Here is a 12,855-nt window from a genome sequence, read left to right on the forward strand (position 1 = left end):
CGAGAGAGTGGGTCATAGATGGCTCGCAGGCGCGCTGGTCGTGTGTACCTTGGCCAGGCGCAAGCGCCAGTCGCCGCCATGCCGGAGGCGGCATTCTTCTTCGGAGTCGAAACTGACGCAGCGGGCCATATGGGGGACGTGTACGCCGACGTCGTTCAGGGCGACGGCGGTCAGCTCACGCATGCGTTTGTCTGCCCCCGTTGAGAGGGCGTGTTCCTGGCTGGCGCGGCTGTCGAAAATCCAGATCACGCGCGGTGTGTCAGGCTAATTGAGTTGACGACATGGGTCTGCTGCGCAGCCCAACGGGAGCAAGCTCCCTCGCCACAAAGGCAATAGCTTGCACCTGATGAACTGACCCGCCACCGAACCGCTCTTGTGGCGAGGGAGCTTGCTCCCGCTGGGGCGCGAAGCGGCCCTGAAACCTGGCACCCTTGGCTTTGGGGAAAGGCGCGATAGTCGACGGTGTGGGTGAGCCAGGCGAAGCCAGGGATTTCAGTTTTGGCGGTTTCACAGGCTTCGGTCAGGGTGGCGATGAGACGACGCTCAATACGGGCGTCGTCATCGTTTCATGGTCCGGTCCATTCATTTCTGCATGCCTGTTGTTTCCAACGTCGAAGCAATAAGCTCGCGTAGCCACATGTGGGCAGGATCGCGATGCAGTCGCTCGGGCCATAACATCAGCATTTCAAACCCGGGGATGGCGAGGGGAGGTGGCTGGACGTGAAGCGCTGGCTCATGTTTCACCAGGCTTTCCGGCACCACCGCAACCAAATCGCTGTGCATCAATGCTGAGACCAGCGAGTTGAAATTGGACACGGACAATACCACTCGCCGTTCCAGACCTTCAGCTGCCAGCGCGTGATCGGTACTGCCAACGAAGCCGGCGCCATCAGGTGACATGATGGCATGTTCAAGGGCGCAGAACGCTTTGAGCGACAGCTTGGTTGCCAGAGCGGGATGGCCGCGCCGCGCCGCAAGCACATAGCGTTCGTGAATCAAGGAGCGCTGACGCAACTTGGGCGGCGCTTCATCGCGGGTGTGCAGCGCCAGATCGATAAGGCCGTTCTCCAGATCCTTGGCATAGTCGCCAGTCGGTTTATTCATAAGCGCCAACCGCGTGTACGGGGCCAGGTGCCTGAGCTGCGAGAGCGACGGCCAGATCAAGGCAGTCGTCGCATAATCACTGGCAGCGATCTTCCACGTTTGATGGGACCGTCCGGGTTCAAAAGCGGCAACAGGACTCAGTGCGCTTTCCAGCGCGGCCAACGCGTCACGCAGGGGCCCCTGCAACTCGCGAGCTCGCTCGGTGGGCGACATTCCTCGGGGGCCAGGCAGCAAAAGCGGATCATCAAGCAGATCTCTCAGCCTGCCCAGCTGCAGGCTGACGGTCGGTTGCGCGAGATTGAGCAAGCGCGCCGCCCGCGTCACATTCTGCTCGGCCAGCAAGGCATCCAATGTGACCAGCAAATTAAGATCCAGACGGCGCAAGCTATTGTGCATGCAAATACCATGTGTTTCGGGAATTCATTTCTATCATAGCGGATGCATGCTTACGCTGAGGGACAAACTCAACGCGGAGCCCTCATGAACATACTGCTGATCTACGCCCACCCCGAACCTCGTTCGCTCAATGGCGCACTCAAGGATTTTGCGATCACTCACCTGGAAACAGCAGGCCACGAGGTCCAAGTCTCGGATCTCTACGGCATGGGGTGGAAAGCATCCCTCGATCCGGACGACGCCCCAGGCTATGACGCAGAAATGCCTTTCAACCCGGCGCTTGAATCCCAGCGTGTATTTGCCGCTGGCAGCCAACCGGCGGACATCCAGGCAGAGCAGGCCAAATTGCGCTGGGCCGATGCCGTCATCTTCCAATTTCCGCTGTGGTGGTTCTCGATGCCCGCGATTCTCAAGGGCTGGATCGAACGCGTCTACGCTTACGGGTTTGCCTATGGTGTCGGCGAACATAGCGAAAACCACTGGGGCGATCGCTACGGCGAAGGCAGCATGACAGGCAAGCGCGCCATGTTGGTGGTCACCATGGGTGGTTGGGAATCCCACTACAGTGGCCGAGGGGTGAACGGCGCGTTGGATGACCTGCTATTTCCCATCCAGCATGGGGTGCTTTTCTATCCTGGCTTCACGGTCATGCCGGCCTTCCCAATCTATAAGACCAGCAAGATGGACGCCGCCCGGTTTCAATCCATTTGCACGGCTTATGTCGCTCGCTTGGATACGCTTTTTAGTGATCAACCCTTGTCATTTCGTCGCCAGAATCATGGCGATTATGAAATCCCGGCGTTGACGCTTAAGCCGCATCTTGCAGTTGGTCGTTGTGATCTTGGTATTCATATCGGTGACGGTGAGAGGGTTTGAGGTGAAATACGCATTGGAGAAAGTGGCCTAGCGCGCGACTTGGCGCGTAGCTGGAGGCTTGAGCCCAAGGGTGCTGGTAGCCGGGTTGTGTGCCTCAGGATTGATCATTCCTGGAGGTCAGAACGAGAAAGGGGACGGATTTAATTGCTTTTAAATATATCCGTCCCTTTTTGGTGGTAGGGGACCACTTCGGGTATCGTAATTTGGACATCGTCTTTGCCGAGCCGGGGGCCTGTCCGGTTAGATGAACTTGATCAGCAGCGTGGTGACAGTAGCCACCGTGCCGATCAAACCGGTGGCGACCGCGACTGGATACCAGAAAGTTTCGCGAGTCATTTTCCCGGCTTCGGCGTTGAGCTTCTTCGTCTCGGCCATCAACTTAGCGATTTCGACGTGGACCTTTTCCAGCTCTGCGCCGCTCATATTGAATTCCTGCATGGTGTTCATCCTTTCGGGTCAAGTCGCGCTTTGTGCGCTGCCCATGAGACCCATGCGGTCTATCTCTTGCGGGACACGTCCGGTGAGCACCAGGAAGCGTCGCCAAACGCCATAGGGCGGGGCCTTGCTGCCGTTCATAAAGCCCTAACCCGGCGATCCGATGACAGCCCCAACAGCATAGAAAAGGGGACGGGTCTATTTGCTTTGGCTTTTTATACTTGAAACAGACTGCCGTCATCGTTCAGTGGCCGAAAGTAACCTTTGATGCAGCTGATTTCACGTATGCAGATTTGTATATGAGTTTTTTCCCGAAAGCTTGTCCCCGGATAAAGTTCTAATCCTTCATTAAATGGTGAACGCACTGTTTCATAGGAAGGGACGTCAAGTTTTGTACGGGCTGCATGCATGTTCTCAAATACAGCGCAGTCCAAATGACGTTTCAGCAAATCCAAGTCGCCGTGGAACCCTGGGCTGTTTATTGGTAGAGGATTACCGGTGGCGGCTGTGGTTGCTTCCAATAGTGCATAAGCCCCCTGAAGCTCCAACAAGGCGCCTTCCTCGGTCAAGTTGAAGCAGAGTCCAAGATCAAGCACTGCACCAATGACATAAGGGTTCTTGATCGCTCCCTTGCCTCGTTTCTTGTAGCGTCTGATGCTTTCGGCGTAACTCAGGGCGCGCTCTGGACTGTTTTCCCAGAAATAGATCCCTTGCCCTAACCAGTCATAATCGTTCGTGCTTGGTGTGAGAGACTCGCCAGCAAGGACTGCCTCACCGACATCTCGATCACATCCATGAAAGCCCAAAACAAATGACGGGAGGTTTTGATACATTATCGATACGCAGCCGTAAGTTCGCCCGAATTAGTGTAGACCCCCGTCTTTTTAGCGAACACCTTGGCTTCTTCAGGATCCTGTGACAGGAATTGAGCTAACTGCATCATTCGTTCCGCCACGTCAGAATGAGAATTGTGCATTCGCTTTGAAGCAACGGCCTTTGCTCGGGGAGCCTTCGCTTTGGAAGCGGTCTTTGGTTTGGCGGCGAGATTTTTCACCGGCTCGGCGGTATGGGCTTTCGCGGCTGCGATCTTAGGTTTTTTGGCCATCACGACCTCCTGCGATGTTCAGTTCTACGGGTTGACTCTATCGTCAAAGCGACCAGAAGTCAGCCACATTGATATTCTGCAACGTTTTGAAGCGCGAGTAGGAAGCGGCCACTCTCAACGTAAGGACCTACTGGCGAAGGCAGGTGGCCAAGTCGGTGCATTTTTTAGTCTGTCTAAAACACAAAAAAACGGGCGCTCTCAGGCGCCCGTCGCGCCATTAGCTCTCGACCCGCGCCTGAAGCCGCCGACCAATCACCTCCAGCAAATCACACCCATCGCGTAACGGAATCACCAAAAGCTGAGCGAAGTCCGAAAGCACCACCGTATCGCTGGTGATCTCAGAGCGAAACGCAATGTTCTCCAATACCTGCGTCACCACACGGATGCGGTAATCAGCGGTTGCATGCAGGACGTCCAGCGGGGCTTGGGTGTCGATGAGCAGGGAGGCGGGGGTACAGTCGATGCCAGTGATAGGGACGTATCTTTCCATGTTAAAAACTCCGATCTAATGAGGTTTTAACCACTCAATCGTCGCCAAACAATTAGGTGGCAGTTGTACGCAGGTTGGCGAACCGGGATCGAAAACCGGCAGACCCGAAGGCCTCCCACGCACAACTGCCGTAACGGGCAGCCGTGCAAGTGTGCCAAAGCCTCCGCAAAAAACGCAGTACTTTCGCACTCGATCCTCAGGTCGCCAAACCTGATCGCCATTGAGCGATGGGCATCACTATAGATTTTGTCGGATTGGGTGGGGAAGGTGACGGGTTCCTAAAGCTTCGTAGGAGTTGCGATCGTTTTTTGCCGGAGGGATCTGACGAGGTCGAATCGACTTATTCAAAATCATCAACGGGCCGAGCTGTCAGCTTGCCTGGGCTTCAGCAGTTCCCTCTCAAACACAGTCCCAAGTTTCCAGTCTGAAAAAAACACCTTCAGTCCGCCTCTCTTGAAATCGGCGAAGCCCCGAACGCCTCCCGCAACCTTTCAATCACCTGGCTAATAGAAGGCCCTTGGATCGCGGGCGGCGTAGGGCTCTCACCAAACTCACGCCAGATGAACAATGTCAGCTCCGCACCATCGGTCAATGCCTGGGCGTTTTCTTGAACCCCAAAGGTTTCCAGCAACCTGTACCGCGCATCTTTCCAGAACAGTGCCTCGACCCAGTCGTACACCGGGATGAAATGGAAGTGGATGGGATAGCGGGGATCGTGGCCGAAGCGGCTGATGTAAAGCCATTTGGGGTTCAGTTGTGTTTCAAGAACGCTCTGGATGTTTGCCATCAGGCTGCCCAGCTCTGCGAGTGCGGGTTCGGGCAATTGGGCCAGTGAGTTAACGTGGTGCTTGGAGCCGAACATGAGGTAGCCGGGTAGGGCGGAGGCCAGGTGGTGGTTGACTATCCAGTGGGTGGTTTCGTGGAGGATGAAGTGGGGGGCTAATTTCAAAGCTGACTCCCTGTTAATTTGAAATCTTCGTTTATCAGGATGATCGGGTATTGGGACTGCTTCGCAGTCCAGCGGGGATAAATCCCCTCGCCACAGGGGAGAGTGCTGCAATTAGCCTTCGAACTCCGTTTGTAACATCGTCAAAAACGCCTCCCGGGCAGGATGCCGGCCGGAGTTTTCGTGCCAGTAGAAAAGGTTATCGATGCCCGTCAGCTCGGGAAACTCATACCCTGTCCAACCCGCCCCCTGGCGATATTGCTCATAGATCCCTCGGGGCACCAGCGAGACGCCGGCACCGGCGCTGACACAGCCAACAATGGCGCCATAACTGGCGATGCTGATGATCGGTTGCACTTGGTCATGACGCAGCAGCCACTGCTCCAGCGCCAAGCGGTACGGACAGCCTGTGGGCCACATGAAGATCGCCTTGCCTTGCAGATCGGCGGCGCTGCGCAACGGGCCATGGGATTCGGAAGCGATGAGCACCAGGTCTTCGCGGTACATCACGGCTCGCTTGAGTCCAGGCCGTTCGATGTCCACCGCGACGATCACGCCGTCGAGCCGGTGATGCTGGATATCGTCCAGCAGCTGCGCCCAGGTGCCCGTGCTCAGTTCCAACGACACCTGCGGATACTGCGCGTGGTATTTGGCGAGCAGCTGGGGTAGGCGGCCCGTGGCGCTGGACTCGATTGCGCCGATACGCAGTGGGCCACTCGGGGCGCGGGTGGGAGCGACTGCGCGGCGGGCTTCTTCCGTCAGGCTCAGGATTTTGGTCGCGTACTCCAGAAACACTTCGCCCGCCGGGCTGACCCGTAGCCCGCGGCCTTCGCGGAAAAACAGCGGCGTGCCGAGTTCCCGTTCCAGGGCCTTCAGGCGTGCGGTGATGTTGGACGGCACGCAGTGCAGCACTTCGGCGGCGCGGGCGATACTGCCGGTGTCGCAGACCGTCTTGAGCATGCGCAGTTGGGACAGTTCCATAGCTCACCAAAAGTGAATGGTGGGCTGAGTTTAAGTCACTTGTGCTGAGGTTGGGTGGTTTCGATACTTCGAGGCAAATCGGCCAGTGAGCAGGAACTCTAGATGGAAACGCGTTTTGCGCTGGTTGAAGGTTCCTCCGGCAAAACCGGTGTGAAGGTCATTCTGGCAACGATGTTGGTGATTGTTTGCTGGGCCTATTCGCCGATTGGTATCCGCATTGGCTTGCAGGCTTATGAGCCGGGTCAATTGGCGTTGATGCGGTTTCTCATCGCGTCAGTGTTCATGGGCTTCGTTGCGATGGTGAAGGGTATTTCCTCGCCGCGTCTCAGGGATTTGCCGTTGCTGGCGGTGTTGGGTTTCTTTGCCGTCAGCCTGCACCACATCGCTCTCAATTACGGTCAGCGGGGCGTCAGCGCCGGGGCGGCCAGTGTGCTGGCCCAGTCCACACCGTTGTTCAGCACGCTGCTGGCGCATTTTGTCTTCAAGGACAGGGTCAGTGGTTGGCAGTGGGGGTGTGTGCTGTGCGGCTTGCTTGGCGCAGGCGTGGTGGTCGCGGGGGATCGTGGCTTGGGTGACATGGACGCTCATGGGCTATTGATCCTGTTGGCGGCGCTGTCCTGGAGTTTGTATTTCGCTTTGCAGAAGCGCCATGCCCATCGTTATGACGGTTTGACCGTGGTTTGCTACACCGTTTGGTCGGGCACGATCCTGTTGTTCATTTTTGCGCCGGGGGTGTTGAGCGCGGCGCGACAGGCTTCGGCTTCGGTGAATCTGGCGGTGTTGGTTCTCGGTATTTTTCCCAGTGCGTTGGCGTACCTTGCTTGGGCTTACGTGTTGGCGCACAGCAACGTGAGCCGCGCTTCCATGGCGCTTTACCTGATACCGCCCACGGCGATGTTGATGGCCTCTTTGGTGCTGGCTGAGCGCCCGTCAGCGATGGTTATTGTGGGGGCGGTGATTGTGTTGATGAGTGTGGTGGCGTTGAGGCTTGAGCCGGGGAGTGGGGCAAAAGTCGGTTGATGCTGTCGTGGGTTTAGACAATGAAGGGGATGTTGTAGCGGCTTTTTTTGGGGCTGCTGCGCAGCCCAGCGGGAGCAAGCTCCCTCGCCACAGGGTGTGTTATGGCTACAACTTTTTCCATCCTCGTCCATCGGTCGTGTGGTAGGTTCCCCCAGTGGTGGCGGGCCCTTGAAAACGAGCTCAGGTGGCGCGTCGAGCAGGGCGGTTTTTAGCGCGTCTGGCTCTGAGCTGTACTCGCAAGCCGTTAGCGTGCACATGGCGAGAACCAGGCACGCTTGCCAGCACGCTGCGGCATTACTTCTTGACCGGGTAATCCTCCCCCCACATCCGCACCGTGCTGACCGCCTCGTTCATGCCTTCAAACACGAACTTCTGGCGCACGGCGGTCTTCGGCGGGATGGTGACTTCGTCCGGGTTGTCCAGGCCGGTGAGGCGGTTGGAGTAGCCCGCCTGGTCAATCGCCAGCAGCACGCCGGTCTGGCCGAGGTTGACCACGCGCAGTTGGGTGTCGGTGCTGTTCTTGAAACCGAGGGTAATGCTGACGTTTTCGTCGCTGGGTTCGAGCTTCAACACTTCAACGGCGATGCGGTCTTTCATTTGCTCGCCGGAGGAAATGATCGCGGCGCCATCGGTGCCTTGGGCCGATTCGCGGCCATCGAGCACGCCTTCGCTGACGCCGCCCAACAGGTTCTTGCCGGCGGTAATGAACGTTGAAACGGCGGCTTTGGTCGAGTCCTTGATGAGGCTGCCGTCGGTTGGCTCGCCTTCGGCAAAGCACAGGGAGCTGAGCAGGAGGCTGGAGACGAAGAGGGTGGTGCGTGACGGCAGAAAAGTCATACCTGGATCCTTGAGGGTGGCCTGCGACATCGCCTGTCAGAAGGGCGAGCGGCAATCATAGCCGTGATCGAGGACCGTTAGCGATTTACCTGCTTGAGTTTTCGGTCGTGCGCCAGGGCCCAGTCCCGGGTTAATTGCATTGAGCGAGTCCTGTGCTGGCCTGGGGGGCGTCTGATCCGTACTTTCCTGCCTCAGGTGCCTCTGTAACGCGCCCAGTCCCCACCCCAGAATAACCACCCGTTGGCCTATCGGACGGCCCGTGTACTGCAATTTCTTGATTCAGGAGTGCTCATGGCAAAGATGGCGATTTTTTTAGGTGGGTTTTTGGCACTGACGCTTTTGATCGGCGTACTGGCGACGATTTCGCCGGTATAGGCAAGGTGGTTGGCGCTTTTTCCGGGCGACGACGTGACGATTTCATTGAACACTGCGGTGCCCATAACGACTAATTCCCAACAGGCCACTTGATTTGCGCAAGGGATCAAGCGGCGTTTGACCTGGCGCGGCTCCATCACTCATGCGCAGCCGCAGGATTTCAAGGGTGGGGCGATGATTGAGGGTTTCGAGGCGTTTTTCACGGGGTACATGATTCTAGGTATTTCACTGGCTAGCTGGATCTTTGCATGTTGTGCGGCTGTGCTCAGCTACGTGCTTGCAAAAACCGCGATCCGGTTTGTGTTCAGGAGAATCCAGGCAAGGGCGAAAGCGGGCAATGGTCATCTCAGCTACATTGCCAGCCAAGTGCTCTCAGCGACCAGTAACACGCTGCTGTTATTGGCGTCGATTCTGGTGGGGATAGGCATCCTTGATTTGCCTGAGCGTTGGCTCAGTCGCGTCAGCAGCCTTTGGTTCGTGGTGGCGGCGTTGCAGGTCGGCTTATGGACGAACCGAGCGTTGGCGCTGTTGCTGCATCGCTATTTCTCGGTCCATGGTGCGAACGGGACATTCCAGGCAAGTGCCTTGGCGACCCTGAGCCTTTGGGGCGCAAGGGTGCTCCTGTGGGCGGTGATCTTGCTCGCGATGCTCTCGAACGTTGGCGTTAACATCACCGCCTTCGTGGCGAGCCTTGGTGTGGGTGGTATCGCCGTGGCACTGGCGGTGCAGAATATTCTTGGCGATGTGTTCGCCTCGCTGTCGATCGCCGTGGACAAGCCATTTGAGGTCGGCGATTTCATCGTGGTGGGTTCGCTTGCCGGTACGGTGGAGCACGTTGGCCTGAAAACCACCCGGATACGAAGCCTGGGGGGCGAGCAAATCGTCATGGCCAACGCCGATATGATCGGCAGCACCATCCAGAACTACAAGCGGTTGCAGGAGCGTCGGATAGTCTTCGAGTTTCGCCTGACTTATGAGTGCTCCACCGAACAGATCAGGCAGATCACGCAACGGGTTGAAGCGATCATCAGGAATGAAGACAAAGCCCGGTTCGACCGGTGTCATTTCAGAAGTTTTGGCGAAAGCGCCCTGGAATTCGAGACGGTGTATATCGTTCTGGACGCCAGTTACAACGTCTACATGGACGTCCAGCAACGGATCAACCTGGCGATAATGGAAGCGGTTGCAGAACTCGACACGCAGTTCGCTTTCCCGTCACGCATGGTCCATGTCGCGTCATTGCCCGACTCGGTGGCACTGCGCCCGGTCACACAGCATTCGTCGCGTGCCGGGCGTGCTTGATCCATTCCGTTGCTAGCGATGCAAAATCACCTGCGCAATCTCCTGCAACCCCATCACCCGTTGCGCGGCATTGAGCTTGATCGCTTCCTTGGGCATGCCGAAGACCACGCAGCTGGCTTCGTCCTGGGCCACGGTGCTGGCGCCGGCGTCGAGCATTTCCTTCAGGCCGCGGGCGCCGTCGTCGCCCATGCCGGTCATGATGATGCCGGTGGCGTTGCGGCCGGCGAACTTGGCCACGGAGCGGAACAACACGTCCACCGAGGGCCGATGGCGGTTGACCAGCGGGCCGTCCACCACTTGCACGTGATAGAACGCCCCGCTGCGAGTCACCATCATGTGTTTGCCGCCCGGTGCGATGAGCGCCAGGCCCGGGTGGATACGGTCGTTGTTGCGGGCTTCGCGCACTTCGATCTGGCACAGGCTGTTGAGCCGGGCCGCGAACGAAGCGGTGAATTTTTCCGGCATGTGCTGGACGATGACGATGCCCGGGCTCACGCGCGGCAGGGCGGTGAGCACCGCTTCCAGCGCCTGGGTGCCACCGGTGGACGTGCCGAGGGCGACGATGCGTTCGGTGGTCTGCGCCATGGCGTGGCCGTTGGCGGCGGGCAGCATGGCGTCGGCGGTGAGTTTGGTCGCTGGCGTCAACGCCGCCGGGGCCGGGCGCTTGCCCAGGTTGCGCACGTTGACCTGGGCCGCGGCGCGGATCGCCGAGACCAGTTCCGGTGCCGATTCCAACAGGAAATTCTTCAGCCCGGTGGTGGGCTTGGTGATGATTTCCACCGCGCCAGCCGCCATCGCTTGCAAGGTGGTTTCCGCACCCCGGGGCGTCAGGGACGAGCAGATCACCACCGGCGTGGGCCGCTCGCTCATGATTTTCTTCAGGAAGGTGATGCCGTCCATGCGCGGCATTTCCACGTCCAGCACGATCACGTCGGGCCATTCCTTGGCCAGTTTGTCCATGGCGAAAATCGGGTCGGACGCCGCGCCCATGACGTGGATGTCCGGCGTGTCGCTGAGGATCGCCAGCAACACCTGGCGAACCACGGCAGAGTCATCCACCAGCAGTACATTGATCTTTTTTGACATGGTCAGTGCCGGGTCCTTATGGGTTGGTGCCTGACCCACACATCGCCACTGCACAGGTCGAAGATAATGCTGCGGTGGCCGGTGCTGCCCATGTCCTGGGCGATCAGGTCGAGGCGATAGAGGGCGGCCATTTCCAGCGCGGCGTTGACGTTGAGCCGCGCCACATCGCCATAGGGCACGTGGCGTTGCAGCTCGGGGAACATCTCGCCGCCGCCGAACAGCTTGAGTTGGTAGTCCTCGGGGTCGGTGCGATGGGCCCTGGCCTGGCGGATGAACAATTCGATGGCTTCGTCGGCGTAGAGGCCGTTCAGTGCGGTGGAGCAGCGCACCCGACTGGGCAGCATGAAATGGCACATGCCGCCGATTTTGCGTTCCGGATGCCACAGCGTGATCGCCACGCAAGAACCGAGGATCGTGCGCAGGCGGGTCGGGCAGGTGGCGAAGCGAAATTCCCCGGGCGCCAGGTACACCTCGGCCACATCCCTGATGGCGGCGCTCATGGTTTGCGGTAGATCGAGGGCGCCACCAGTTTCAATGCATCGGACACGCCGTTGAGGCTTTCCGAGTGGCTGACGATGAAATAGCCGCCGGGCTTGAGCCGGGGGAGCAGGCGGGCAACCACTTTGCTTTTGGTGGGCTGGTCGAAATAGATCATGACGTTGCGCAGGAAGATCACGTCGAACTCACCCAGCTCCGGCAAGGTGTCGTTGAGGTTGACCTGGATGAAGTCGACTCGGCTGCGCAACGCCCGGTCGATGAGGAACGTGCCTTGCTGGCTGCCGGTGCCCTTGAGGCAGTATTTCACCAGCAACGGCTGGGGCAGGGTACGGGCGCGTTCCATCGGGTAATGCCCCGAGCGCGCCTTGGCCAGCACCTGGCTGCTGATGTCCGAACCGATGACTTCCCAAGGCGTGGTGCCGAGCCCTTCGGCGAGGGTCATGGCCAGGCTGTAGGGTTCTTCCCCCGATGAGCTGGCCGCGCTCCACAGGCGGAAGGTCTTGCCGGGCGTGGCGTGGGGCAGTACGTGTTGGCGCAGGAAGTCGAAATGCTTGGGCTCGCGGAAAAAATAGGTCTCGTTGGTCGTCAGCAGGTCCAGCGCCACCTGCAATTCATCGGTGCGCTGGCCGTTCATGATCAACTTGAAATACTCGCCGTAGCTGTCCAGCCCATAGTGCTTGAGGCGCTTGAACAAACGCCCGGCCACCAAGGCTTTCTTGGCCTCGGACAAGCTGATGCCGGCGGCTTGGTACAGCCAGGACTGGAACTGGCCGAACTCTCGGTCGGTGAGCGCCTGCGCGTTCAGCGTGCGTTCCTTGCAGGTATCGGCGTTCACGGGGCATCCACTTCCAGCGCGTTCGGGCTGGCTTCGGCGAGTTGGGACATTTCGTCGATGGACAGCACGCGGTCCACCTCCAGCACGATGACGAACTTGCCATCGACCTTGGCCATGCCACTGATGAAGTCGGCACGAATCTTCGCACCGAAGCTCGGTGGCGGCTCGATCTGCGAGGCCGGGATTTCCAGCACCGCCGACACCGTGTCCACCAGCAAGCCGATGTCCTGGGCGAGGCCGTCGGCGCTGGACGCTTCGATGATCACCACGCACGAACGCCGGCTGATCGCCGAATTCGGCCGACCGAAACGGGCCGACAAATCCACCACCGGGACCACCGCGCCCCGCAGGTTGATCACCCCGCGCACGAAGGCCGGCATCATCGGCACCACGGTGAGGTTGCCGTACTCGATGATTTCCTTGATGCACAGGATGCCGATGGCAAACATCTCCGTGCCCAGCATGAACGTCAGGTATTGCGCTTCTTCCTCGACCGCGAGGGCGGTTTGACGTGTGGTCGCGATGGCGCCCATTGCCTTTTCTCCTTTAAGCAAACCTGTGGAACCGGG

The 12,855-nt window shown here is 58.8% G+C and carries 16 protein-coding genes and 1 pseudogene; 3 read left to right on the forward strand and 14 right to left on the reverse strand.

Annotated features, from left to right (window positions below; all coding sequences use genetic code 11):
- Window positions 1-12: 12 nt before the first annotated feature.
- Both J3P88_RS11285 and J3P88_RS11290 read right to left on the reverse strand, forming a co-directional pair.
- Window positions 13-252, reverse strand: a pseudogene (locus tag J3P88_RS11285) (hypothetical protein); the annotation flags it as partial.
- A 330-nt stretch (window positions 253-582) separates the two neighbouring features.
- Window positions 583-1,500: a LysR family transcriptional regulator gene (locus J3P88_RS11290; RefSeq protein WP_434575251.1), complete on the reverse strand. Its 918-nt coding sequence runs from the start codon at window positions 1,498-1,500 to the stop codon at window positions 583-585.
- Between the two features lie 84 nt (window positions 1,501-1,584).
- Here J3P88_RS11290 and J3P88_RS11295 point away from each other — a divergent pair, with 84 nt between their 5' ends.
- Window positions 1,585-2,376, forward strand: a complete 792-nt coding sequence (locus J3P88_RS11295) for an NAD(P)H-dependent oxidoreductase (protein ID WP_434575252.1) — start codon at window positions 1,585-1,587, stop codon at window positions 2,374-2,376.
- 240 nt (window positions 2,377-2,616) lie between these two features.
- Here J3P88_RS11295 and J3P88_RS11300 read toward each other — a convergent pair whose 3' ends face one another.
- The 6 genes from J3P88_RS11300 to J3P88_RS11325 form a co-directional block, all read right to left on the reverse strand.
- The gene (locus J3P88_RS11300) at window positions 2,617-2,799 is read right to left on the reverse strand and encodes a hypothetical protein (RefSeq protein WP_186709347.1); all 183 of its coding nucleotides are present in this window, start codon (window positions 2,797-2,799) and stop codon (window positions 2,617-2,619) included.
- Between the two features lie 227 nt (window positions 2,800-3,026).
- Window positions 3,027-3,644 carry a hypothetical protein gene (locus tag J3P88_RS11305; protein ID WP_434575254.1) on the reverse strand — a complete coding sequence of 206 codons (618 nt, stop codon included), beginning with the start codon at window positions 3,642-3,644 and terminating at the stop codon, window positions 3,027-3,029.
- Window positions 3,644-3,916, reverse strand: a complete 273-nt coding sequence (locus J3P88_RS11310; RefSeq protein ID WP_411387161.1) for a hypothetical protein — start codon at window positions 3,914-3,916, stop codon at window positions 3,644-3,646. Before J3P88_RS11310 ends, J3P88_RS11305 begins: the two co-directional genes overlap by 1 nt.
- A gap of 217 nt (window positions 3,917-4,133) precedes the next feature.
- Window positions 4,134-4,406 carry a hypothetical protein gene (locus J3P88_RS11315; protein ID WP_434575256.1) on the reverse strand — a complete coding sequence of 91 codons (273 nt, stop codon included), beginning with the start codon at window positions 4,404-4,406 and terminating at the stop codon, window positions 4,134-4,136.
- A 439-nt stretch (window positions 4,407-4,845) separates the two neighbouring features.
- Window positions 4,846-5,355, reverse strand: coding sequence for an HIT family protein (locus tag J3P88_RS11320; protein WP_434575258.1), 510 nt, complete (start codon window positions 5,353-5,355; stop codon window positions 4,846-4,848).
- Between the two features lie 111 nt (window positions 5,356-5,466).
- On the reverse strand, window positions 5,467-6,333 hold the full coding sequence (locus J3P88_RS11325; RefSeq protein WP_434575259.1) for a LysR family transcriptional regulator: 867 nt from the start codon (window positions 6,331-6,333) through the stop codon (window positions 5,467-5,469).
- A 102-nt stretch (window positions 6,334-6,435) separates the two neighbouring features.
- Here J3P88_RS11325 and J3P88_RS11330 point away from each other — a divergent pair, with 102 nt between their 5' ends.
- Window positions 6,436-7,353, forward strand: a complete 918-nt coding sequence (locus J3P88_RS11330) for a DMT family transporter (protein WP_434575261.1) — start codon at window positions 6,436-6,438, stop codon at window positions 7,351-7,353.
- Window positions 7,354-7,647: 294 nt separating this feature from the next.
- On the opposite strand, the gene J3P88_RS11335 is transcribed toward J3P88_RS11330, so the two are convergent.
- Both J3P88_RS11335 and J3P88_RS11340 read right to left on the reverse strand, forming a co-directional pair.
- Window positions 7,648-8,190 carry a hypothetical protein gene (locus J3P88_RS11335; protein ID WP_186729690.1) on the reverse strand — a complete coding sequence of 181 codons (543 nt, stop codon included), beginning with the start codon at window positions 8,188-8,190 and terminating at the stop codon, window positions 7,648-7,650.
- 245 nt (window positions 8,191-8,435) lie between these two features.
- The gene (locus J3P88_RS11340) at window positions 8,436-8,630 is read right to left on the reverse strand and encodes a hypothetical protein (protein WP_186709262.1); all 195 of its coding nucleotides are present in this window, start codon (window positions 8,628-8,630) and stop codon (window positions 8,436-8,438) included.
- A 109-nt stretch (window positions 8,631-8,739) separates the two neighbouring features.
- On the opposite strand from J3P88_RS11340, the gene J3P88_RS11345 reads away from it, so the two are divergent.
- On the forward strand, window positions 8,740-9,867 hold the full coding sequence (locus tag J3P88_RS11345; RefSeq protein WP_434576412.1) for a mechanosensitive ion channel family protein: 1,128 nt from the start codon (window positions 8,740-8,742) through the stop codon (window positions 9,865-9,867).
- Window positions 9,868-9,879: 12 nt separating this feature from the next.
- Here the strand turns inward: J3P88_RS11345 and J3P88_RS11350 are convergent, their stop codons facing one another.
- Genes J3P88_RS11350 through J3P88_RS11365 form a run of 4 tightly spaced genes read right to left on the reverse strand, consistent with a single transcriptional unit; the run spans window position 9,880 to window position 12,819 of the window.
- Window positions 9,880-10,953, reverse strand: a complete 1,074-nt coding sequence (locus J3P88_RS11350) for a protein-glutamate methylesterase/protein-glutamine glutaminase (RefSeq protein ID WP_186709264.1) — start codon at window positions 10,951-10,953, stop codon at window positions 9,880-9,882.
- Between the two features lie 2 nt (window positions 10,954-10,955).
- A complete protein-coding gene (gene cheD, locus J3P88_RS11355; protein WP_186709266.1) occupies window positions 10,956-11,453 on the reverse strand; it encodes a chemoreceptor glutamine deamidase CheD in 498 nt (165 codons plus the stop codon).
- Window positions 11,450-12,286: a CheR family methyltransferase gene (locus J3P88_RS11360; RefSeq protein ID WP_434575265.1), complete on the reverse strand. Its 837-nt coding sequence runs from the start codon at window positions 12,284-12,286 to the stop codon at window positions 11,450-11,452. The genes cheD and J3P88_RS11360 overlap by 4 nt, the downstream gene beginning before the upstream one ends.
- Window positions 12,283-12,819: a chemotaxis protein CheW gene (locus tag J3P88_RS11365; RefSeq protein ID WP_186709271.1), complete on the reverse strand. Its 537-nt coding sequence runs from the start codon at window positions 12,817-12,819 to the stop codon at window positions 12,283-12,285. The genes J3P88_RS11360 and J3P88_RS11365 overlap by 4 nt, the downstream gene beginning before the upstream one ends.
- Window positions 12,820-12,855: the final 36 nt, after the last annotated feature.

The sequence above is a fragment of the Pseudomonas sp. Z3-6 genome, from assembly GCF_051131985.1.
Lineage (GTDB): Bacteria > Pseudomonadota > Gammaproteobacteria > Pseudomonadales > Pseudomonadaceae > Aquipseudomonas > Aquipseudomonas zanjanensis.